At 50.2% G+C, this 22,858-nt stretch carries 15 protein-coding genes, 1 tRNA gene and 4 rRNA genes; 14 read left to right on the forward strand and 6 right to left on the reverse strand.

What is annotated here, in order from left to right:
* The first annotated feature begins 50 nt into the window (after nucleotides 1-50).
* The 7 genes from HV346_RS20665 (at nucleotide 51) to HV346_RS20695 (ending at nucleotide 6,882) form a co-directional block, all read left to right on the forward strand.
* The gene (locus HV346_RS20665; RefSeq protein WP_181621025.1) at nucleotides 51-293 is read left to right on the forward strand and encodes a YhdT family protein; all 243 of its coding nucleotides are present in this window, start codon (nucleotides 51-53) and stop codon (nucleotides 291-293) included.
* Complete coding sequence (gene panF, locus HV346_RS20670; protein ID WP_181621026.1) at nucleotides 283-1,734, forward strand: sodium/pantothenate symporter; 1,452 nt, start codon at nucleotides 283-285, stop codon at nucleotides 1,732-1,734. The genes HV346_RS20665 and panF overlap by 11 nt, the downstream gene beginning before the upstream one ends.
* An 11-nt stretch (nucleotides 1,735-1,745) precedes the next feature.
* Entirely contained in the window at nucleotides 1,746-2,627 is an 882-nt protein-coding gene (gene prmA / locus HV346_RS20675; protein WP_181621028.1) for a 50S ribosomal protein L11 methyltransferase, read from the forward strand.
* Between the two features lie 389 nt (nucleotides 2,628-3,016).
* Entirely contained in the window at nucleotides 3,017-3,982 is a 966-nt protein-coding gene (dusB, locus tag HV346_RS20680) for a tRNA dihydrouridine synthase DusB (RefSeq protein WP_181621030.1), read from the forward strand.
* Between the two features lie 23 nt (nucleotides 3,983-4,005).
* The gene (fis, locus tag HV346_RS20685; RefSeq protein WP_000462905.1) at nucleotides 4,006-4,302 is read left to right on the forward strand and encodes a DNA-binding transcriptional regulator Fis; all 297 of its coding nucleotides are present in this window, start codon (nucleotides 4,006-4,008) and stop codon (nucleotides 4,300-4,302) included.
* A gap of 179 nt (nucleotides 4,303-4,481) precedes the next feature.
* Nucleotides 4,482-4,646 (forward strand): DUF2556 family protein, encoded by a 165-nt coding sequence (locus HV346_RS20690; RefSeq protein ID WP_181621031.1) that lies wholly within the window; start codon nucleotides 4,482-4,484, stop codon nucleotides 4,644-4,646.
* 145 nt (nucleotides 4,647-4,791) lie between these two features.
* Entirely contained in the window at nucleotides 4,792-6,882 is a 2,091-nt protein-coding gene (locus HV346_RS20695; RefSeq protein WP_181621033.1) for a bifunctional diguanylate cyclase/phosphodiesterase, read from the forward strand.
* Here the strand turns inward: HV346_RS20695 and envR are convergent.
* Complete coding sequence (envR, locus tag HV346_RS20700) at nucleotides 6,877-7,524, reverse strand: acrEF/envCD operon transcriptional regulator (RefSeq protein WP_181621035.1); 648 nt, start codon at nucleotides 7,522-7,524, stop codon at nucleotides 6,877-6,879. The genes HV346_RS20695 and envR overlap by 6 nt on opposite strands.
* 393 nt (nucleotides 7,525-7,917) lie before the next feature.
* Here envR and HV346_RS20705 point away from each other — a divergent pair, with 393 nt between their 5' ends.
* The 7 genes from HV346_RS20705 to HV346_RS20735 all read left to right on the forward strand — a co-directional run bounded on the left by HV346_RS20705 (nucleotide 7,918) and on the right by HV346_RS20735 (nucleotide 17,379).
* On the forward strand, nucleotides 7,918-9,063 hold the full coding sequence (locus HV346_RS20705; protein WP_181621037.1) for an efflux RND transporter periplasmic adaptor subunit: 1,146 nt from the start codon (nucleotides 7,918-7,920) through the stop codon (nucleotides 9,061-9,063).
* Between the two features lie 4 nt (nucleotides 9,064-9,067).
* Nucleotides 9,068-12,181: an efflux RND transporter permease subunit gene (locus tag HV346_RS20710; protein ID WP_181621039.1), complete on the forward strand. Its 3,114-nt coding sequence runs from the start codon at nucleotides 9,068-9,070 to the stop codon at nucleotides 12,179-12,181.
* Between the two features lie 303 nt (nucleotides 12,182-12,484).
* A complete protein-coding gene (locus HV346_RS20715; RefSeq protein ID WP_181621040.1) occupies nucleotides 12,485-12,706 on the forward strand; it encodes a lipoprotein in 222 nt (73 codons plus the stop codon).
* Between the two features lie 518 nt (nucleotides 12,707-13,224).
* Complete coding sequence (locus HV346_RS20720) at nucleotides 13,225-14,250, forward strand: amino acid ABC transporter substrate-binding protein (protein WP_181621041.1); 1,026 nt, start codon at nucleotides 13,225-13,227, stop codon at nucleotides 14,248-14,250.
* A gap of 68 nt (nucleotides 14,251-14,318) precedes the next feature.
* The gene (locus HV346_RS20725) at nucleotides 14,319-15,500 is read left to right on the forward strand and encodes an amino acid ABC transporter permease (protein WP_181621042.1); all 1,182 of its coding nucleotides are present in this window, start codon (nucleotides 14,319-14,321) and stop codon (nucleotides 15,498-15,500) included.
* 9 nt (nucleotides 15,501-15,509) lie between these two features.
* Entirely contained in the window at nucleotides 15,510-16,613 is a 1,104-nt protein-coding gene (locus HV346_RS20730) for an amino acid ABC transporter permease (protein ID WP_181621043.1), read from the forward strand.
* 7 nt (nucleotides 16,614-16,620) lie between these two features.
* Nucleotides 16,621-17,379: an amino acid ABC transporter ATP-binding protein gene (locus tag HV346_RS20735; RefSeq protein ID WP_181621044.1), complete on the forward strand. Its 759-nt coding sequence runs from the start codon at nucleotides 16,621-16,623 to the stop codon at nucleotides 17,377-17,379.
* A 107-nt stretch (nucleotides 17,380-17,486) separates the two neighbouring features.
* Here HV346_RS20735 and rrf (HV346_RS20740) read toward each other — a convergent pair.
* From rrf (HV346_RS20740) to HV346_RS20760, 5 genes are all read right to left on the reverse strand, one after another.
* Nucleotides 17,487-17,602: ribosomal RNA gene (gene rrf, locus HV346_RS20740) — 5S ribosomal RNA — on the reverse strand.
* A gap of 42 nt (nucleotides 17,603-17,644) precedes the next feature.
* Nucleotides 17,645-17,720, reverse strand: a tRNA-Thr gene (locus HV346_RS20745).
* A 14-nt stretch (nucleotides 17,721-17,734) separates the two neighbouring features.
* Nucleotides 17,735-17,850: ribosomal RNA gene (rrf, locus tag HV346_RS20750) — 5S ribosomal RNA — on the reverse strand.
* 93 nt (nucleotides 17,851-17,943) lie between these two features.
* Nucleotides 17,944-20,847, reverse strand: a 23S ribosomal RNA gene (locus HV346_RS20755).
* Nucleotides 20,848-21,081: 234 nt separating this feature from the next.
* A 16S ribosomal RNA gene (locus tag HV346_RS20760) occupies nucleotides 21,082-22,621 on the reverse strand.
* Together the 16S, 23S and 5S rRNA genes with 1 tRNA gene alongside form the textbook arrangement of a ribosomal RNA operon.
* Nucleotides 22,622-22,858 lie beyond the last annotated feature (237 nt).

Here is a 22,858-nt window from a genome sequence, read left to right on the forward strand (position 1 = left end):
AACCCCCATAATGTACAATCCCCGCTTTCTTCATCCACAAGGGACAAAAAATGGACACGCGTTTTGTTCAGGCCCATAAAGAAGCGCGCTGGGCGCTGTGGCTGACCCTTCTTTATCTTATCGCATGGTTAGTGACTGCTTACTTACCAGATTCATCGACCGGTTTTACTGGCTTGCCACACTGGTTCGAAATGGCCTGCCTGCTAATGCCACTGGTTTTTATTCTGCTGTGCTGGCTCATGGTTCGATTTGTCTTCCGGGATATTTCGCTGGAGGATAACGATGCAAACTGAAATTATCGCCGTGCTGGTGATCTACCTGATCATCGTGTTTGGCCTTTCAGCTTATGCCATGCGCAAACGTAGCACCGGCTCTTTCCTCAGTGAGTATTTCCTGGGAAGCCGTTCAATGGGCGGTTTCGTCCTGGCAATGACGCTCACAGCAACGTACATCAGCGCCAGCTCGTTCATTGGTGGGCCGGGTGCTGCCTATAAATATGGTCTGGGCTGGGTATTGCTGGCGATGATCCAGGTTCCTACGATCTGGCTGTCACTCGGTATTCTGGGCAAAAAGTTTGCCATACTCGCCAGGCGTTATAACGCCATCACGCTCAATGACATGCTGCAAGCGCGCTATCAGAATCGTGCCGTCGTCTGGATCGCCAGCGTCAGTCTGCTGGTTGCGTTTGTCGGGGCAATTGCCGTTCAGTTTATTGGCGGTGCACGTTTGCTGGAAACCGCGGCCGGTATTAAATATGAAACCGGACTGCTCATTTTCGGGATCACTATTGCGCTCTACACCGCGTTTGGAGGATTTCGCGCCAGCGTCCTGAATGACACGATGCAAGGCATGGTGATGCTGATCGGCACGCTGGTTTTGTTAGTCGGCGTTATTTACGCTGCGGGTGGCCTGCATAATGCGGTACAAACGCTGGAGCAGATCGATCCAAAACTGGTGAGCCCTCACGGGGCTGATGACATCCTTACGCCAACCTTTATGACCTCATTCTGGGTGCTGGTCTGTTTTGGCGTCATTGGTTTACCCCACACTGCCGTGCGCTGTATTTCCTATAAAGACAGTAAAGCCGTCCATCGGGGCATCATCATCGGGACCATTGTGGTGTCGCTGTTAATGCTGGGGATGCATCTGGCTGGTGCACTGGGTCGCGCCGTGTTGCCGCATCTCACCGTTCCGGATCAGGTGATCCCCACGTTGATGGTTCAGGTGCTCCCACCGTGGGCAGCGGGCTTGTTCCTTGCTGCGCCAATGGCGGCCATTATGTCGAACGTCAATGCGCATTTATTGCAGGCCTCAGCCACACTCGTCAAAGATCTGTGGCTCAGCTCGCAGCCGACTAAACTACACAATGAGCATCGCCTGAAGCGAATCTCAACGTGGACCACGCTAATCCTGGGCGTACTGATGATGCTCGCGGCCTGGCGTCCACCAGAGATGATCATCTGGCTAAACCTGCTCGCCTTTGGCGGCCTGGAGGCCGTGTTCCTGTGGCCGCTGGTGCTTGGGCTGTACTGGGAGCGTGCAAACGCCGCTGGCGCATTGAGCGGTATGATTGTAGGCGGTGTGCTTTACGCCCTTCTTGCGACATTTAAAATTCAGTATCTGGGCTTCCATCCGATAGTGCCTTCGTTACTGTTAAGTTTGCTGGCGTTTGTGGTGGGGAACCGTTTCGGTCAGCCCGTCCCGCAGGCCGCTGTAATTTCTACTGATAAATAAAGAGTTTTGCCATGCCGTGGATCCAATTAAAACTGAATACAACCGGCGCAAACGCCGAAGACCTGAGTGATGCATTGATGGAAGCGGGTTCGGTTTCTATCACCTTCCAGGACACACATGACACCCCGGTGTTTGAGCCTCTGCCAGGTGAAACGCGCCTGTGGGGCGATACTGATGTTATCGGCCTGTTTGATGCAGAAACCGACATGAAAGAAGTGGTGGCGATTCTGGAGAATCATCCTCTGCTGGGCGTCGGGTTTGCACATAAAATTGAGCAACTGGAAGACAAAGACTGGGAACGCGAGTGGATGGACAACTTCCATCCGATGCAATTCGGTAAGCGCCTGTGGATCTGCCCAAGCTGGCGCGACGTGCCAGATGAAAACGCGGTCAATGTAATGCTTGACCCTGGTCTGGCGTTTGGTACGGGTACGCACCCAACGACCTCACTGTGTCTACAGTGGCTGGATGGCCTGGATCTGGAAGGTAAAACGGTGATCGACTTTGGTTGCGGCTCAGGGATCCTCGCCATTGCGGCACTGAAGCTGGGGGCATCCAAAGCCATCGGGATCGATATCGATCCACAAGCCATTCAGGCCAGCCGTGATAATGCCCAACGTAACGGTGTCTCCGATCGTCTTGAGCTGTATCTGCCCGATGCTCAGCCAGAGGTCATGAAAGCCGACGTCGTGGTCGCTAACATCCTGGCTGGCCCATTACGTGAACTCGCACCATTAATCAGCGTACTGCCCGTTGAAGGCGGTTTACTGGGTCTTTCTGGAATCCTGGCCAGTCAGGCCGAGAGTGTCTGTGACGCTTATGCCGATCTCTTTGCGCTTGATCCCGTCGTCGAGAAGGAAGAGTGGTGTCGCATCACGGGTCGTAAGAAGTAAATTCTCTGGCGTGACCACAGCGGTCACGCCGTCTTAACCCGTACGAACCGTTCAAAATAACCTCACCTCATGCAGAATGATCATGTTCTAAAATGCGATACAGATCGCAAAGAAGGCCGATAATCTGCTGCTAAAAACAGCAGATTATCCCGAACAAGTGATTCATTTATTCAGAAATGATGAGAAGTTACGGGAATTTGTAAGCGTCCACAAAATAACCATAAACACATAACATAATGATTTAAATCATTAATAATTTCCTCAATGCACGCTGAGCGGCTATTCCATGATCTACAACAGTGGATTGTTCAAAGTTTGGCCTTTCATCTCGTGCGAAAAATGCGTAATATACGCCGCCTTGCAGTCACAGTATGGTCATTTCTTAACTCATGCGCATCGGACACCACCAGCTCAGAAATCGCCTGATCGCAGCGCCTATGGCAGGTATTACCGACCGGCCGTTCAGGACGTTGTGCTACGAGATGGGAGCCGGGTTAACCGTTTCCGAGATGATGTCGTCTAACCCACAGGTGTGGGAAAGCGATAAATCCCGTCTGCGGATGGTGCACATTGATGAACCAGGTATTCGTACCGTGCAAATTGCCGGAAGCGTACCTGAAGAAATGGCAGATGCCGCGCGTATCAACGTGGAAAGTGGTGCCCAAATTATTGATATCAATATGGGTTGCCCGGCCAAGAAAGTGAATCGCAAGCTTGCAGGTTCAGCCCTTCTGCAATACCCCGACCAGGTGAAATCTATCCTGACGGCGGTTGTGAGTGCGGTGGACGTTCCTGTTACGTTGAAGATTCGCACGGGTTGGTCGCCGGAACACCGTAACTGTGTAGAGATTGCCCAACTGGCCGAAGACTGTGGCATTCAGGCCCTGACCATTCATGGACGCACTCGCGCCTGTTTGTTCAATGGTGAAGCTGAATACGACAGCATTCGGGTAGTTAAGCAGAAAGTTTCCATTCCGGTTATCGCGAATGGTGACATTACTGACCCGCTTAAAGCCAGAGCTGTGCTCGACTATACGGGAGCTGATGCTCTGATGATAGGACGTGCAGCTCAGGGAAGACCCTGGATCTTTCGGGAAATCCAGCATTATCTGGACACTGGGGAGCTGCTTGCCCCTCTGCCACTGGCAGAGGTTAAGCGCTTGCTTTGTTCGCACGTTCGGGAATTGCATGACTTTTATGGTCAGGCAAAAGGGTACCGAATTGCGCGTAAACACGTCTCTTGGTATCTCCAGGAGCACGCTCCAAATGACCAGTTTCGGCGCACATTCAACGCCATAGAGGATGCCAGCGTACAGCTGGAGGCGTTGGAGGCATACTTCGAAAATCTTGCGTAATGAAATAAAGAGCTGACAGAACTATGTTCGAACAACGCGTAAATTCTGACGTACTGACCGTTTCCACCGTTAACTCTCAGGACCAGGTAACTCAAAAGCCCCTGCGTGACTCGGTTAAACAGGCACTGAAGAACTATTTTGCTCAACTGAATGGTCAGGATGTTAATGACCTGTATGAGCTGGTATTGGCTGAAGTTGAACAGCCACTGTTGGACATGGTGATGCAATACACCCGCGGTAACCAAACCCGCGCTGCGCTGATGATGGGTATCAACCGTGGTACTCTGCGTAAGAAACTGAAAAAATACGGCATGAACTAATTTCGATTAGCGAAATGCTTGTTTAAAAAGGCGCTACTCGGCATGGGGAAGCGCCTTTTTTATTGCCTTCAACGCGTAGCGTCAAGGGTTTGTAAACCTTCTTTGCTCTCGCTTTTAAACCTCTGCTTTTCGTGTATATTTCCACCACTCTACTGATTCTCTTCTCCTGGAATGGCGCAATGATACGTAAATACTGGTGGCTGGTTGTGTTTGCTGTGTCGGTTTTTATTTTTGACGCACTACTGATGCAGTGGATTGAACTGCTTTCCACCGAGACGGATAAGTGCCGCAACATGAACTCCGTGAATCCTCTCAAACTGGTAAATTGCTCAGATCTCGATTGACCCAAAAATCGCACGAAGATCCTCCTATCTCCTTGATAAAAACAGGGACTTAAATCCCTTTTCGTCATATCGTGACGATGATAATGTCTCAGCCCTTCCCATCGGCCATTGCATCATGCTGCACTGAGAATGAGTTGAACACACCATGCTGGTTAGCCAATACAACCAAATCCTCGTCGTCCTCTCCTTTGTCGTCGCTATCCTTGCTGCCTATACAGCACTGAACATGGCTGCACGCGTTGCCGGAAGCCAGGGCGTTTCTGCTCGCATCTGGCTAGCTGGAGGTGGCGTTGCCATGGGGATCGGTGTGTGGGCGATGCATTTCATCGGCATGCTGGCAATGGAGTTGTCTATGAGCATGAGCTATAGCCCTGGACTGACTCTACTCTCAATGGCGATTGCTATTGGTTCGTCATTGTTTGCGCTTTGGCTCGTCAGTTGTGAGAAGCTTCGTTTGCGCCGGCTTCTGCCCGGCGCACTGGTGATGGGAATGGGTATCGTCGCCATGCATTACACCGGTATGGCCGCGCTGGAAACCACTCCAGGGATTGTATGGGATAAAACCTGGGTGGCTATTTCCGTGCTGATTGCTCTCGCTGCCTCACTTGCTGCACTATGGCTGACATTTCGCCTGCGGCATGAAGCCGCTCAGGTAGCACTGATGCGTCTGGGTGCGGCTATCACAATGGGGATAGCCATTGCGGGTATGCACTACGCAGGCATGAAGGCCGCACAGTTCCCGACCGCCACCATGATGCATCACGATGGTATTAACGGCAGTTGGCTGGCTGTGCTGGTGAGCGTCGTTGCACTGTCCATTCTGGGTATTACGTTGCTCGTCTCTATGCTGGATGCCCGCCTGCAGGCGAGAACCTCTTTGCTGGCCTCTTCTCTCGCTGAGGCCAACCGCGAGCTGGCACAACTGGCGCTACACGATACCCTGACCCGGCTGCCAAACCGGATTCTGCTGGAAGACCGACTCGATCAGGCCATCAGCAAGGCTGATCGTGAAGGGACACATTTCGCCCTGATGTTTATGGATCTTGATGGCTTCAAAACGATCAACGATGCCTATGGGCATGACGTCGGGGATAAGTTGTTAGTCGCTGTGACTCAGCGCTTATTACAGCCCTTGAAAGGCCAATACACCCTTGCACGTATCGGTGGCGATGAGTTCGTTATGTTGGCCGAAATTGGAGGCCCTGATGATGCCGCCTCGCTGGCAAACTCGCTGGTACGTGCGATTGATAGTCCCTTCAATCTGGATCCTTATGAACTGGTCGTCACCCTCAGTATCGGCATCGCACTCTACCCTCATGATGGTCAGAACGATCGTGAACTGATGTTTAACGCAGATGCTGCGATGTATCACACCAAACATATGGGCCGAAACGGCTATCACTTTTTCCAGCCCTCGATGAACACACTGGCGCAGACACATTTACAGTTAATGAATGATCTGTGGCTGGCGATTGATCGTAATGAATTACGTCTGCTCTATCAGCCGAAATTCCACGCACCAGCAGGCCCGATTCTCGGTTTCGAAGCACTGCTTCGCTGGCAGCATCCAAAACAAGGTTTACTCACTCCGGATATGTTCCTGCCCCTGGCTGAAAAAACAGGGCTGATCATTCCTATCGGTAACTGGGTGATAAATGAAGCCTGCCGCCAGCTACGTGAATGGCATATTCAGGGGCATCATGACTGGTCAATGGCCGTCAACTTATCAACATTGCAGTTCGAGCAACCGTCGCTGGTTAAGTCAGTTCTTGACTGCCTGGCACGCCACAATGTGCCACCCGAAATGCTGATCCTTGAAGTGACTGAAACCACAGCGATGAGCAATCCTGATGAAAGCGTACGCGTCCTCACTGAACTGACTGATGCAGGCGTGAAAGCGTCAATCGATGACTTTGGTACGGGGTATTCCAGTTTGTTGTATCTCAAACGACTCCCTGCCTGCGAACTCAAAATCGATCGTGCTTTTGTTAAGGAGTTAAGCGGAGAAAGCGATGATGCCACAATTGTCTCAGCTATTGTCGCGCTGGCAAAAACGTTAAATCTGAAAGTGGTTGCTGAGGGGGTTGAAACCGAAGCACAGCAGGAATTTCTCACTGAGTTGGGTTGTAATACACTGCAAGGATATCTGTTAGGCAAACCGGTTACTGCTCAAACCGTCGAAGAGCTTTGCCTTCGCGGAGAAATACCGGCATATAAACATGACATGCCGTTATGACGCGGCATCATAAGTCACATACGGCATTCGCGTAATATGCAGTGTCGTCAGGATGTTATCCACCAATGCAGGAGCCTGCTGGTAAAGGTTAAAACTGTCGCGATTCATTAACCAGTTTTTAATTAATCCGCTAAAGAATCCATGAAAGACGATCAACGCAAGATCAATGTTCACGTGTGATGAGATAACTTTTTTTGAAATGCACAACTCGAGTGTTTTACGAAGATAATCATCACTAATACCAATACGTTTCCGAATTTCACACTCTGAAACCATATCATTATTAAATTCACACTTATGATACAGAATTTGTAAAAGTGCACACTGCCGTGGTTCATGAGCGATATATTGCAATGCCGTTATAAATTGCTCACGAAGCATTAATAAGGGATCATCTCCTGCCGAAAGTAACAAACGATCGCTAATCATGTCACGTAGTGGCATTTGCTGTTCCCATATTGCATTAAATATCTCTGCTTTACTGGAAAAGTGCCAGTATACCGCACCACGTGTTACGTTCGCGGCATCAGCAATATCTGTAAGCGTCGTATTTGCCACCCCTCGCGTAGCAAATTGTCCAATAGCCGCTTCAATCAACGACTGCCGAGTCTGTTGTGCCTCTTCTTTCTTCCTGCGCACCATAAATTGTTACTCACTACTCATAGGATTGTGACACTACCTGGAATCACCGAAATGGTTTTATAAGAAGTATTCACCATAATCAGAATTAATGATGTACAAAAAAAGTCAGCGGTCATATTCATAATAACGACAAATAATTATGCAAATCAAATTCACCAAACAAATAAATTACGTTACTAAAAACACATTTGCGCCGTTACTTTGCCAGAATTGTGTTGCTGATTATACTGGGCTTGATTCTGATTTTTATGCACTGACCTTACCTCCGCACTTATAAATTAAAGAATATTAAATACTCTCATTATTATACGCGGCACTTTTTGGTCTTCTTGCTCATCAATTTCTCACCGATTCACGGCAATTATCGGTTAATTGGTATTTAAAGGAACAGTAATGACAATTCATTTCAGGCTCTTACCCTTATCCGGTTTTATTGTCTGTGCCGCGCTACTCAGCGGATGCGATGGACAGGAAAACCAGCAACAACATGCCCAGGCTCCTCAGGTCACAGTCCACATAGTGAAAAGTGCACCACTGGCGGTGACAACAGAATTACCCGGCAGAACAGATGCTTTTCGCGTAGCAGAAGTGCGTCCTCAGGTTAACGGAATCGTTCTGCGCCGCAATTTTACGGAAGGGAGTGATGTGAAAGCAGGTGAATCCCTTTATCAAATTGACCCTGCAACATACCAAGCGGCCTATGACAGCGCAAAAGGTGAACTGGTGAAAGCCCAGGCGGCAGCGAATATTGCCCACCTGACGGTGAAACGTTATATCCCTCTTGTGGGTACGCAGTATGTCAGTAAGCAAGAGTACGATCAGGCCGTTGCGACCGCTCAACAAGCGGAGGCGGGTGTCATCGCCGCACAGGCCGGTGTGGAAAGTGCGCGAATCAACCTTGCCTATACCAAAGTCACCTCCCCTATCGACGGACGTATTGGAAAATCCAGTGTCACCGAAGGGGCGTTGGTCACGAACGGGCAGGCTACGGCACTGGCAACCGTACAACAGCTAGATCCAATATATGTCGATGTAACACAATCCAGTACGGATTTTATGCATCTGAAGCAGTCGAGCCTGCAAAAAGGGGAAAGCACCAGTACCGTTGAACTGCTAATGGAAAACGGGCAGCCCTATCCGCTGAAAGGCACGCTGCAATTTTCTGATGTGACGGTAGACGAAAGCACTGGCTCTATCACCCTTCGGGCGATCTTCCCAAACCCTCAGCACATGTTACTGCCAGGTATGTTCGTACGCGCTCGCATCGACGAGGGTCTGCAGCCTGATGCCATTCTGGTTCCGCAGCAGGGCGTTACTCGTACACCTCGCGGTGATGCCACCGTGCTTGTCGTCAATGAAAAAAACCAGGTTGAGTCACGCACCGTGGTTGCGGCGCAGGCCATTGGCGATCGCTGGCTGATTACCGAAGGTTTGAAGAACGGTGAGCGTGTCATTGTCAGTGGTCTCCAGAAAGTCCACCCTGGGGCCATTGTCGTGGCAACGCCGGATATATCAGCCAATACAGCCAGTAAGGGTTGAGAATATGGCTAATTTCTTTATTCAAAGGCCCGTTTTTGCGTGGGTGCTCGCCATCATCCTGATGATCGCCGGTGGACTGGCAATTCTGAAACTACCAGTCGCCCAGTATCCAACCATTGCACCGCCTGCTGTGGCTGTAACGGCAACCTATCCTGGTGCTGATGCCCAAACCGTGCAGGATACCGTTACACAGGTTATCGAACAGAACATGAACGGTATCGATAACCTGATGTACATGTCATCCACCAGCGATGCATCCGGTAGCGTCACCATAACACTCACCTTCCAGTCGGGAACCGATCCGGATATCGCCCAGGTTCAGGTTCAGAACAAGCTTCAGCTCGCCATGCCGTTGCTGCCACAGGAAGTACAGCAGCAGGGGATCGGCGTGGAGAAATCCAGCAGTAGCTTCCTGCTGGTTGCAGGCTTTGTGTCGGACAATAAAAATCTGACGCAGGATGATATCTCCGATTACGTTGCCTCCAACGTCAAGGATGCTATCAGCCGTACAACAGGTGTCGGTGATGTTCAATTATTTGGTGCGCAATATGCGATGCGTATCTGGCTCGACAGTAATGCGTTGAATAAGTACCAGTTAACGCCGCTGGATGTTATCAACCAGCTAAAAACGCAGAATAATCAGATTGCTGCAGGACAGTTGGGCGGGACACCTTCAGTACCTGGGCAGCAGTTAAACGCCTCTATCATTGCCCAGACCCGTTTAAAAACACCGGAAGAGTTTGGCCGTGTGACGCTAAAGGTAAACCAGGACGGCTCTATGGTGCATCTGAAGGATGTGGCCCGCATTGAGCTGGGTGGCGAAAACTACAACATGGTCACCAAAATCAATGGTCAGGCGGCAACGGGGCTGGGGATTAAGCTGGCGACAGGGGCTAACGCACTGGATACCGCTGCAGCAATCAAAACTAAACTTGCCCAGTTGCAACCGTTCTTCCCACAGGGACTGAAAGTTGTTTATCCGTACGATACAACTCCCTTTGTGAAAATCTCGATTCATGAAGTAGTAAAAACACTCTTCGAAGCCATCATTCTCGTCTTCCTGGTGATGTACCTGTTCCTGCAAAATCTGCGTGCGACGCTCATTCCCACAATCGCAGTTCCGGTTGTACTGCTCGGGACATTTGCCGTGTTGGCCGCGTTTGGTTTCTCCATCAACACCCTGACGATGTTTGGGATGGTGCTGGCAATCGGTCTGCTCGTCGATGATGCCATTGTGGTTGTCGAAAACGTCGAACGTGTGATGGTTGAAGATAAACTGCCACCAAAAGAGGCAACGCAGAAGTCCATGGAGCAAATTCAGGGCGCACTGGTCGGTATCGCGATGGTGCTCTCTGCCGTATTTATCCCGATGGCCTTTTTTGGCGGGTCGACAGGCGCGATCTATCGCCAGTTCTCACTCACGATTGTTTCCGCCATGGCGCTGTCTGTTTTAGTTGCCCTAATTCTGACACCAGCGTTATGTGCAACCTTGCTTAAGCCCGTTACCAATGAACATCACGACAAAAAAGGCGGCTTCTTTGGCTGGTTCAACGCCCTCTTTGAAAAGAGCGTGAACCATTACAGCAACAGCGTCAGCGGTATTTTACGTAAAACGGGTCGCTACTTACTGGTCTATGTGGTTATCGTTGGCGGCATGGCTGTATTGTTCCTGCGTTTACCAACCTCCTTCCTGCCAGAAGAGGATCAGGGTGTATTTATGACCATGGTTCAGCTACCCGCAGGGGCAACGCAGACACGTACACAGCAAGTTCTCGATCAGGTTCAGGATTATTATCTGAGCAAAGAAAAGGAGAATGTTGAGTCGGTCTTCACTGTTAACGGTTTTAGCTTTAGCGGCCAGGGGCAAAACTCAGGTATCGCCTTTGTGAGCCTAAAACCCTGGGAAGAACGTCCTGGTAGTAAAAACGGTGTTGAGGCAATTGTAGGCCGTGCGATGAAAGCGTTTAGCCAGATAAAAGATGGTTTAGTCTTTCCGTTTAATCTGCCCGCGATTATCGAACTGGGAACGGCAACCGGGTTTGATTTTGAACTCATTGACCAGGCGAACCTGGGGCATACACAACTTACACAAGCAAGAAATCAGTTGCTTGGCATGGTAAAAGATCATCCTGACCTGCTGGTCCGTGTACGTCCTAACGGTCTGGAGGATACGCCACAATTCAAACTGGATGTTGATCAAGAGAAGGCGCAAGCACTGGGTGTGAGCCTGTCTGATATTAATCAGACGATCTCAACGTCATTAGGCGGAACCTATGTAAATGACTTTATCGATCATGGTCGAGTGAAAAAAGTCTATGTTCAGGCCGACGCCCGCTTTCGTATGCTGCCTGGCGACATCAACACACTCTATGTACGCAGTGCAAACGGTGAAATGGTCCCTTTTTCTGCCTTTAGCAACGCTCACTGGGTTTCAGGTTCACCGCGACTGGAACGTTACAATGGGATGCCATCCATGGAGATCCTCGGCGAATCCGCCCCAGGTAAGAGTACCGGCGAGGCCATGGCGATGATGGAAAGCCTTGCATCAAAACTGCCTTCAGGCATTGGATATGACTGGACAGGCATGTCTTACCAGGAACGCCTCTCCGGCAACCAGGCTCCCGCACTGTATGCCATTTCACTGATGGTGGTGTTCTTATGTCTGGCTGCACTTTATGAAAGCTGGTCTATTCCGTTCTCCGTAATGCTGGTCGTGCCTTTAGGGGTTATCGGTGCACTTCTCGCAGCCTCGTTACGCGGGTTGAATAATGACGTTTATTTCCAGGTCGGTCTGCTCACCACAATCGGATTATCGGCCAAGAATGCCATCCTGATTGTTGAGTTTGCTAAGGACCTGATGGAGAAAGAAGGCAAAGGCATTGTCGAAGCCACTCTGGAAGCATCAAGGATGCGTCTTCGCCCAATCCTGATGACTTCATTGGCATTTATTCTTGGTGTCATGCCACTGGTGATAAGCAGTGGTGCCGGCAGCGGAGCACAAAATGCCGTCGGGACAGGTGTAATGGGGGGAATGTTATCTGCAACGCTTCTCGCCATTTTCTTCGTGCCGGTATTCTTTGTGGTTGTCAGACGTCGGTTTACACGTCATCAGGATTAATACATGACGAAAAGGCACTCACCGTGCCTTTTCATTTTGACCACCGCGACCCGTTATTGAGATTATCTATAACAAATAAAACCCAGCAGTATTTACATTAAGTCTGATTGAAAATTCTCATAACTTCATATTTTCTCCACTAATTAATCTGCAATCCCGATTTCCTCCACGATTTTTACAATCCACATAATTTGAGATTATTCCTCGTGCAACGCTGGCGTACCACAATGGTAAAATAGCCACAAATTCGCTAATTGCTCTCCCGGTTTTAAAGCGAATGAGAGAAAATACTGAGGTAACATCATGAAAAGATTCATTTCCGTTGCACTTCTCGCTGCGCTGCTTGCTGGTTGCGCGCACGATTCTCCATGTGTACCGGTATACGACGATCAGGGCAGGCTTGTTCATACCAACACCTGCATGAAAGGCACAACCCAGGATAACTGGGAAACAGCAGGTGCAATCGCCGGTGGTGCAGCTGCCCTCGCAGGCCTGACATTAGGTATCGTCGCATTGACCAAGTAACGTCCAGGGCGTGAATTCACACTTCAGAAAGCGCGGCATTGCCCGCGCTTTTGCTTTCTGCTGTTGTAAATAGGTGTTGCTTTGAAATAGTGCAGCATTTTCAGATAAGTAAAAAAATAGCCCTGAATTATTCCTGACGAATAATTCAATTCTGATTACCATCACACCTTTTTTATGTATCCATTTAGTTTTTACATTCCATCGTGATGATTTTCACATATTAATCACATTAAATACCCTGCCAATATTCACGTCCGAAATCATCTATTGTTTTCGCCTAATACTTCAGAAAACTTTTGCTCTAATTTGTGGCGCAGGTTGTCATTTCGCACCATTTCGGGGCGCTCGATTTATTTAACCATGTCTACACTCTGCATTATGCGTTCAATTATCTCTTATTTTGTTGAACGTAAAACCTGGCATTACGTTTGCTTTATATACGTTGGCCAATGCCACAGACAGGTCAAAGCGTTTTAAAACGCCTCTATAACGATAAATTTCGCCACACAGGATGCATTATGAAAAAGACGATGATAGCCAGCCTGGCCGCCGCGGGCGTGTTGTTTGCTGTAGCCAGTCAGGCCCACGCGGGCACGACACTTGATGCCGTAAAAAAGAAGGGCTTTGTGCAGTGCGGGATCAGTGACGGGTTACCTGGCTTCTCTTATGCCGACGCCAACGGCAAATTTACCGGTATTGATGTTGATGTGTGCCGTGGTGTTGCAGCAGCCGTGTTCGGTGATGACAGCAAAGTAAAATATACCCCGTTGACGGCGAAAGAACGCTTCACTGCACTGCAATCTGGTGAAGTTGATATGCTCTCCCGCAATACCACCTGGACCTCTTCTCGTGACGCTGGTATGGGCATGTCATTTACCGGTGTCACCTACTATGACGGTATCGGTTTTCTTACCCACAACAAAGCTGGCCTGAAAAGCGCTAAAGAACTGGATGGCGCGACGGTTTGTATTCAGGCTGGTACAGACACAGAACTGAACGTCGCTGACTATTTTAAAGCGAACAAGATGAAGTACACGCCAGTCACCTTCGATCGCTCTGACGAATCCGCAAAAGCACTGGAATCCGGGCGCTGCGATACGCTGGCATCAGACCAGTCTCAGCTGTATGCCTTGCGTATCAAATTGAGCAATCCTGCTGAGTGGATTGTATTACCTGAAGTGATTTCCAAAGAGCCTCTCGGCCCTGTTGTCCGCCGCGGCGACGAAGACTGGTTCTCCATTGTACGCTGGACCTTGTTTGCCATGTTGAACGCCGAAGAAATGGGGATCAACTCGAAAAACGTCGATGAAAAAACAGCTAATCCTTCAAATCCTGATATGGCTCACCTTCTGGGTAAAGAAGGTGATTTCGGCAAGGATCTTAAACTGGACAATAAGTGGGCCTATAACATCATCAAACAGGTTGGCAACTACTCTGAGATCTTTGAGCGCAACGTAGGATCGGAAAGCCCGCTGAAGATCAAACGTGGCCAGAACAATCTCTGGAATAACGGCGGCATTCAGTACGCACCGCCAGTACGTTAAGTATCGAGCTGTAACGGGCACTGCACATGCAGTGCCCAGTCCAGAGTCATGGTTACCGAGGTTTCTTTATGTCCCATCGCCGCTTTGCCGTAAAAGGATCATTATCCTTTTCTCATCCTGCGGTCCGCGCCTGGCTATTCCAGATTATTGCCATCGTCGCCGTTGTGGCTGTCGCCATTTATTTAATCCACAACACCGTTACTAATCTGAGTAATCGCGGCATTACGTCCGGCTTTGCGTTCCTGGATCGCAGTGCGGGTTTTGGTATTGTCCAACACCTTATCGATTATCAGGAAGGAGATACTTACGCCCGCGTATTCGTGGTCGGTTTGCTGAATACACTGTTAGTCTCAGCGCTCTGTATTGTGTTCGCTTCGGTGCTCGGATTTTTCATCGGACTGGCTCGGTTATCTGAAAACTGGTTATTAAGAAAACTGTCGACAATTTACATCGAAACGTTTCGTAATGTTCCTCCACTGCTACAGATATTTTTTTGGTACTTCGCTGTATTGCGTAACCTCCCAGGCCCACGCCAGGCAGTGGATGCTTTTGACCTTTTTTACCTGAGCAATCGCGGGCTATATATCCCCTCACCTCAGATTGCTGAAGGACTGTTTGCGTTTATCATTGCCATCGCCATTGCTCTCACCATTTCAGCAGGGGTTTTTCGTTATAACCGTAAACATCAGATTAAAACCGGCCAACTTCGTAAGACATGGCCAACAGCAGCAGCTCTTATCATTGGCTTACCCTTATTAACCCACTGGATTTTTGGCGCAGCCCTTCACTGGGATATCCCGCACTTACGCGGTTTCAATTTCCAGGGTGGAATGGTACTTATCCCTGAGCTGGCGGCTCTTACACTGGCACTATCGATCTACACCTCTGCATTTATTGCCGAAATTATCCGCTCGGGAATTCAGGCTGTTCCTTACGGTCAGCATGAGGCAGCTCGCTCCCTGGGGTTGCCAAATACAGTGACGCTTCGCCAGGTGATTATTCCGCAAGCGCTACGCGTCATTATTCCTCCACTCACCAGCCAGTATCTCAACATCGTCAAAAACTCATCACTGGCAGCTGCCATTGGCTATCCCGATATGGTCTCACTGTTCGCCGGAACCGTACTTAACCAGACCGGGCAAGCGATTGAAACCATCGCCATCACAATGTCTGTCTATCTGATCATCAGTCTGGCAATTTCATTGTTGATGAACATTTATAACCGTCGCATCGCATTGATTGAGCGCTAAGGAGCCATGATGACAAAAGCGATATTGTCTCACCCTTCGCGTCCTGCCAGATCTGGCGGTGGGCGTTTCATCGTGTGGGCGCGCAAAAATCTGTTTTCCAGCTGGAGTAACAGCCTGCTCACCATTGTGTGTTTGTGGCTAATGTGGGAACTGATCCCGCCGTTAGTAAACTGGGCGTTTTTGCAGGCCAACTGGATAGGCTCAACCCGTGCCGACTGTACAAAAGCCGGGGCATGCTGGGTATTCATCCATGAACGTTTTGGTCAATTCATGTATGGATTGTACCCACACGAACAACGTTGGCGGATCAACCTGGCGCTGGTTATCGGCCTGCTATCAATCACACCAATGTTCTGGAAAACGCTGCCATATCGTGGGCGCTATATAGCCTGTTGGGCTGTTGCCTATCCGATTATTGTGTGGATTTTGCTGTATGGAGGCTTCCTGGGACTGGAGCGAGTCGAAACACGTCAGTGGGGCGGCTTAACACTGACGCTCATTATCGCCTCTGTGGGGATAGCCGGTGCACTGCCATGGGGCATTTTGCTGGCACTTGGTCGTCGGTCAAAAATGCCGGTCGTACGCGTGCTTTCCGTTATCTTTATCGAGTTCTGGCGCGGTGTGCCGCTCATTACGGTTCTGTTTATGTCTTCCGTTATGTTGCCTTTGTTTATGGCTGAAGGTACGACGATCGATAAGCTGATCCGTGCCCTTGTCGGGGTCATTCTTTTCCAGTCCGCCTATGTTGCCGAAGTCGTGCGTGGTGGTCTTCAGGCCTTGCCTAAAGGTCAGTATGAAGCAGCCGAGTCATTGGCACTTGGTTACTGGAAAACTCAAGGGTTGGTGATATTGCCGCAGGCACTCAAGTTAGTCATTCCAGGATTAGTGAATACCATCATTGCACTCTTCAAGGACACCAGTCTGGTGATTATTATCGGATTGTTCGATCTCTTCAGCAGTGTGCAACAAGCCACCGTGGATCCCGTCTGGCTGGGCATGTCGACCGAAGGTTATGTCTTTGCTGCACTCGTTTACTGGATTTTCTGTTTTAGCATGTCGCGCTACAGCCAGCATCTGGAAAAGCGCTTTAACACCGGGCGTACACCGCACTGAGGATATTATGAGCCAGATTACTATGACACCTGCCGACGCGATGATTACGCTGGAAAACGTCAATAAATGGTACGGACAGTTTCACGTACTGAAAGATATCAATTTGAAGGTAAAACAAGGAGAGCGAATTGTTCTTTGCGGGCCTTCAGGTTCAGGGAAATCAACAACAATTCGCTGTATTAACCACCTTGAGGAGCATCAGCAGGGACGTATTGTTGTCGATGGTATCGAATTGAATGAGGATATTCGTAATATCGAACGCGTACGTCAGGAAGTTGGGATGGTATTCCAGCATTTTAACTTGTTCCCACATCTGAGCGTTTTGCAGAACTGTACGCTGGCGCCTATCTGGGTTCAAAAAATGCCTAAAAAGGAAGCCGAAGCACTGGCGATGCACTACCTGGAACGTGTACGAATTGCTGAACATGCCAATAAGTTTCCAGGCCAGATATCAGGCGGCCAACAGCAGCGTGTAGCGATAGCTCGCTCATTATGCATGAAGCCAAAGATTATGCTGTTTGATGAGCCTACATCCGCCCTCGATCCGGAAATGGTGAAAGAGGTACTGGATACTATGATTGGACTGGCACAGTCCGGGATGACCATGCTCTGTGTGACGCATGAGATGGGGTTTGCCAGAACGGTGGCGGATCGGGTGATCTTTATGGATCGCGGGGAAATTGTTGAGCAAGCACCGCCAGACGAATTCTTTGCTCATCCTAAGTCAGAACGTACTCGAGCATTCCTGTCACAGGTTATTCATTAATAATTTCGTTGCCCGGAGGCGTTCGCTTACCGGGCCTACGATGATATTTCTGTATTGCAAAAACGCAAAAAGGCCATCCGAAAGGATGGCCTTCTCACTTATTTGATGTCTGGCAGTTCCCTACTCTCACATGGGGAGACCCCACACTACCATCGGCGCTACGGCGTTTCACTTCTGAGTTCGGCATGGGGTCAGGTGGGACCACCGCGCTAAAGCCGCCAGACAAATTCTTTTACTATTGCCGAACTTCAACCTACGTATAAAGTGGTGCTGATACCCAGAGTCGAACTGGGGACCTCACCCTTACCAAGGGTGCGCTCTACCAACTGAGCCATATCAGCACGCTAAATTTGATGCCTGGCAGTTCCCTACTCTCACATGGGGAGACCCCACACTACCATCGGCGCTACGGCGTTTCACTTCTGAGTTCGGCATGGGGTCAGGTGGGACCACCGCGCTAAAGCCGCCAGGCAAATTCTGTTCATTAACCCGCTTTCGCCGGCTAATATTATCTGTATCAGGCTGATTATCATGTCTCTTTCGCCAAAACATCTTCGGCGTTGTAAGGTTAAGCCTCACGGTTCATTAGTATCGGTTAGCTCAACGTATCGCTACGCTTACACACCCGACCTATCAACGTCGTAGTCTTCAACGTTCCTTCAGGACCCTTAAAGGGTCAGGGAGAACTCATCTCGGGGCAAGTTTCGTGCTTAGATGCTTTCAGCACTTATCTCTTCCGCATTTAGCTACCGGGCAATGCCATTGGCATGACAACCCGAACACCAGTGATGCGTCCACTCCGGTCCTCTCGTACTAGGAGCAGCCCCCCTCAATTCTCCAGCGCCCACGGCAGATAGGGACCGAACTGTCTCACGACGTTCTAAACCCAGCTCGCGTACCACTTTAAACGGCGAACAGCCGTACCCTTGGGACCTACTTCAGCCCCAGGATGTGATGAGCCGACATCGAGGTGCCAAACACCGCCGTCGATATGAACTCTTGGGCGGTATCAGCCTGTTATCCCCGGAGTACCTTTTATCCGTTGAGCGATGGCCCTTCCATTCAGAACCACCGGATCACTATGACCTGCTTTCGCACCTGCTCGAGCCGTCACTCTCGCAGTCAAGCTAGCTTATGCCATTGCACTAACCTCCTGATGTCCGACCAGGATTAGCTAACCTTCGTGCTCCTCCGTTACTCTTTGGGAGGAGACCGCCCCAGTCAAACTACCCACCAGACACTGTCCGCAACCCGGATCACGGGTCCACGTTAGAACACCAGCCATTAAAGGGTGGTATTTCAAGGGCGGCTCCACGCAGACTGGCGTCCACGCTTCAAAGCCTCCCACCTATCCTACACATCAAGGACCAGTGTTCAGTGTCAAGCTATAGTAAAGGTTCACGGGGTCTTTCCGTCTTGCCGCGGGTACACTGCATCTTCACAGCGAGTTCAATTTCACTGAGTCTCGGGTGGAGACAGCCTGGCCATCATTACGCCATTCGTGCAGGTCGGAACTTACCCGACAAGGAATTTCGCTACCTTAGGACCGTTATAGTTACGGCCGCCGTTTACCGGGGCTTCGATCAAGAGCTTCGCGTTGCCGCTGACCCCATCAATTAACCTTCCGGCACCGGGCAGGCGTCACACCGTATACGTCCACTTTCGTGTTTGCACAGTGCTGTGTTTTTAATAAACAGTTGCAGCCAGCTGGTATCTTCGACTGATTTCAGCTCCACCCGCAGGGGCTTCACCTACATATCAGCGTGCCTTCTCCCGAAGTTACGGCACCATTTTGCCTAGTTCCTTCACCCGAGTTCTCTCAAGCGCCTTGGTATTCTCTACCTGACCACCTGTGTCGGTTTGGGGTACGATTTCGTGTTACCTGATGCTTAGAGGCTTTTCCTGGAAGCAGGGCATTTGTTACTTCAGCACCGTAGTGCCTCGTCATCACACCTCAGCGTTAAAAGAGTCCGGATTTACCTAAACTCTCCGCCTACATGCTTAAACCGGGACAACCGTCGCCCGGCTAACATAGCCTTCTCCGTCCCCCCTTCGCAGTAACACCAAGTACAGGAATATTAACCTGTTTCCCATCGACTACGCCTTTCGGCCTCGCCTTAGGGGTCGACTCACCCTGCCCCGATTAACGTTGGACAGGAACCCTTGGTCTTCCGGCGTGCGGGCTTTTCACCCGCATTATCGTTACTTATGTCAGCATTCGCACTTCTGATACCTCCAGCATCCCTCACAGGACACCTTCAACGGCTTACAGAACGCTCCCCTACCCAACAACACATAGTGTCGCTGCCGCAGCTTCGGTGCATGGTTTAGCCCCGTTACATCTTCCGCGCAGGCCGACTCGACCAGTGAGCTATTACGCTTTCTTTAAATGATGGCTGCTTCTAAGCCAACATCCTGGCTGTCTGTGCCTTCCCACATCGTTTCCCACTTAACCATGACTTTGGGACCTTAGCTGGCGGTCTGGGTTGTTTCCCTCTTCACGACGGACGTTAGCACCCGCCGTGTGTCTCCCGTGATAACATTCTTCGGTATTCGTAGTTTGCATCGGGTTGGTAAGCCGGGATGGCCCCCTAGCCGAAACAGTGCTCTACCCCCGAAGATGAGTTCACGAGGCGCTACCTAAATAGCTTTCGGGGAGAACCAGCTATCTCCCGGTTTGATTGGCCTTTCACCCCCAGCCACAAGTCATCCGCTAATTTTTCAACATTAGTCGGTTCGGTCCTCCAGTTAGTGTTACCCAACCTTCAACCTGCCCATGGCTAGATCACCGGGTTTCGGGTCTATACCCTGCAACTTAACGCCCAGTTAAGACTCGGTTTCCCTTCGGCTCCCCTATTCGGTTAACCTTGCTACAGAATATAAGTCGCTGACCCATTATACAAAAGGTACGCAGTCACCCCATAAAGAGGCTCCCACTGCTTGTACGTACACGGTTTCAGGTTCTTTTTCACTCCCCTCGCCGGGGTTCTTTTCGCCTTTCCCTCACGGTACTGGTTCACTATCGGTCAGTCAGGAGTATTTAGCCTTGGAGGATGGTCCCCCCATATTCAGACAGGATACCACGTGTCCCGCCCTACTCTTCGAGTTCACACCAGATGCGTTTTTGTGTACGGGACTATCACCCTGTACCGCCGGACTTTCCAGACCGTTCCACTAACACACCTGCTGATTCAGACTCTGGGCTGCTCCCCGTTCGCTCGCCGCTACTGGGGGAATCTCGGTTGATTTCTTTTCCTCGGGGTACTTAGATGTTTCAGTTCCCCCGGTTCGCCTCGTTAACCTATGTATTCAGTTAACGATAGTGCAACGAATTGCACTGGGTTTCCCCATTCGGACATCGCCGGGTCAAAGGTTCATATCACCTCGCCGACGCTTTTCGCAGATTAGCACGTCCTTCATCGCCTCTGACTGCCAGGGCATCCACCGTGTACGCTTAGTCGCTTAACCTCACAACCCGAAGATGTTTCTTTCGATTCATCATCAAATTGCGAAAATTTGAGAGACTCGGACACACTTTCATCTGTTCTTATTACGGAGAACAGACACAGTGTGTCGTTTCAATTTTCAGCTTGATCCAGATTTTTAAAGAGCAAAACTTCTTAATGCACTCGAAAGTACATTCAGAAGTTCATCATTCATCAGACAATCTGTGTGGACACTACAAAGGCAGGTTCTTTAAGGTAAGGAGGTGATCCAACCGCAGGTTCCCCTACGGTTACCTTGTTACGACTTCACCCCAGTCATGAATCACAAAGTGGTAAGCGCCCTCCCGAAGGTTAAGCTACCTACTTCTTTTGCAACCCACTCCCATGGTGTGACGGGCGGTGTGTACAAGGCCCGGGAACGTATTCACCGTAGCATTCTGATCTACGATTACTAGCGATTCCGACTTCATGGAGTCGAGTTGCAGACTCCAATCCGGACTACGACATACTTTATGAGGTCCGCTTGCTCTCGCGAGGTCGCTTCTCTTTGTATATGCCATTGTAGCACGTGTGTAGCCCTACTCGTAAGGGCCATGATGACTTGACGTCATCCCCACCTTCCTCCAGTTTATCACTGGCAGTCTCCTTTGAGTTCCCGGCCTAGCCGCTGGCAACAAAGGATAAGGGTTGCGCTCGTTGCGGGACTTAACCCAACATTTCACAACACGAGCTGACGACAGCCATGCAGCACCTGTCTCACGGTTCCCGAAGGCACTAAAGCATCTCTGCTAAATTCCGTGGATGTCAAGAGTAGGTAAGGTTCTTCGCGTTGCATCGAATTAAACCACATGCTCCACCGCTTGTGCGGGCCCCCGTCAATTCATTTGAGTTTTAACCTTGCGGCCGTACTCCCCAGGCGGTCGACTTAACGCGTTAGCTCCGGAAGCCACTCCTCAAGGGAACAACCTCCAAGTCGACATCGTTTACGGCGTGGACTACCAGGGTATCTAATCCTGTTTGCTCCCCACGCTTTCGCACCTGAGCGTCAGTCTTTGTCCAGGGGGCCGCCTTCGCCACCGGTATTCCTCCAGATCTCTACGCATTTCACCGCTACACCTGGAATTCTACCCCCCTCTACAAGACTCTAGCCTGCCAGTTTCGAATGCAGTTCCCAGGTTGAGCCCGGGGATTTCACATCCGACTTGACAGACCGCCTGCGTGCGCTTTACGCCCAGTAATTCCGATTAACGCTTGCACCCTCCGTATTACCGCGGCTGCTGGCACGGAGTTAGCCGGTGCTTCTTCTGCGGGTAACGTCAATCGCTGTGGTTATTAACCACAACGCCTTCCTCCCCGCTGAAAGTACTTTACAACCCGAAGGCCTTCTTCATACACGCGGCATGGCTGCATCAGGCTTGCGCCCATTGTGCAATATTCCCCACTGCTGCCTCCCGTAGGAGTCTGGACCGTGTCTCAGTTCCAGTGTGGCTGGTCATCCTCTCAGACCAGCTAGGGATCGTCGCCTAGGTGAGCCATTACCCCACCTACTAGCTAATCCCATCTGGGCACATCTGATGGCAAGAGGCCCGAAGGTCCCCCTCTTTGGTCTTGCGACATTATGCGGTATTAGCTACCGTTTCCAGTAGTTATCCCCCTCCATCAGGCAGTTTCCCAGACATTACTCACCCGTCCGCCGCTCGTCACCCGGGAGCAAGCTCCCTGTGTTACCGCCCGACTTGCATGTGTTAGGCCTGCCGCCAGCGTTCAATCTGAGCCATGATCAAACTCTTCAATTTAAGTTTGATGCTCGTGAATTAAACTTCGTAATGAATTACGTATGTTCACTCAGAGACTTGGTATTCATTTTTCGTCTTGCGACGTCAAGAATCCATGTCACTTTGAGTGCCCACACAGATTGTCTGATAAATTGTTAAAGAGCAGGTGCGACGCGCTTTAGCGCTCTGTCGCGAGGTGGCGTATATTACGCTTTCCTCTTTCAGAGTCAACCCGTTATTTCAGGATTTTTCTCTTCA

This window comes from Enterobacter sp. RHBSTW-00994, assembly GCF_013782625.1.
GTDB lineage: Bacteria > Pseudomonadota > Gammaproteobacteria > Enterobacterales > Enterobacteriaceae > Enterobacter.

Bases quoted from the DNA above. Each gene is read 5' to 3' on its own strand.
- HV346_RS20665 (WP_181621025.1), top strand. From the start codon at position 51: ATGGACACGCGTTTTGTTCAGGCCCATAAAGAAGCGCGCTGGGCGCTG.
- panF (WP_181621026.1), top strand. From the start codon at position 283: ATGCAAACTGAAATTATCGCCGTGCTGGTGATCTACCTGATCATCGTG.
- prmA (WP_181621028.1), top strand. From the start codon at position 1,746: ATGCCGTGGATCCAATTAAAACTGAATACAACCGGCGCAAACGCCGAA.
- dusB (WP_181621030.1), top strand. From the start codon at position 3,017: ATGCGCATCGGACACCACCAGCTCAGAAATCGCCTGATCGCAGCGCCT.
- fis (WP_000462905.1), top strand. From the start codon at position 4,006: ATGTTCGAACAACGCGTAAATTCTGACGTACTGACCGTTTCCACCGTT.
- HV346_RS20690 (WP_181621031.1), top strand. From the start codon at position 4,482: ATGATACGTAAATACTGGTGGCTGGTTGTGTTTGCTGTGTCGGTTTTT.
- HV346_RS20695 (WP_181621033.1), top strand. From the start codon at position 4,792: ATGCTGGTTAGCCAATACAACCAAATCCTCGTCGTCCTCTCCTTTGTC.
- envR (WP_181621035.1), bottom strand. From the start codon at position 7,524: ATGGTGCGCAGGAAGAAAGAAGAGGCACAACAGACTCGGCAGTCGTTG.
- HV346_RS20705 (WP_181621037.1), top strand. From the start codon at position 7,918: ATGACAATTCATTTCAGGCTCTTACCCTTATCCGGTTTTATTGTCTGT.
- HV346_RS20710 (WP_181621039.1), top strand. From the start codon at position 9,068: ATGGCTAATTTCTTTATTCAAAGGCCCGTTTTTGCGTGGGTGCTCGCC.
- HV346_RS20715 (WP_181621040.1), top strand. From the start codon at position 12,485: ATGAAAAGATTCATTTCCGTTGCACTTCTCGCTGCGCTGCTTGCTGGT.
- HV346_RS20720 (WP_181621041.1), top strand. From the start codon at position 13,225: ATGAAAAAGACGATGATAGCCAGCCTGGCCGCCGCGGGCGTGTTGTTT.
- HV346_RS20725 (WP_181621042.1), top strand. From the start codon at position 14,319: ATGTCCCATCGCCGCTTTGCCGTAAAAGGATCATTATCCTTTTCTCAT.
- HV346_RS20730 (WP_181621043.1), top strand. From the start codon at position 15,510: ATGACAAAAGCGATATTGTCTCACCCTTCGCGTCCTGCCAGATCTGGC.
- HV346_RS20735 (WP_181621044.1), top strand. From the start codon at position 16,621: ATGAGCCAGATTACTATGACACCTGCCGACGCGATGATTACGCTGGAA.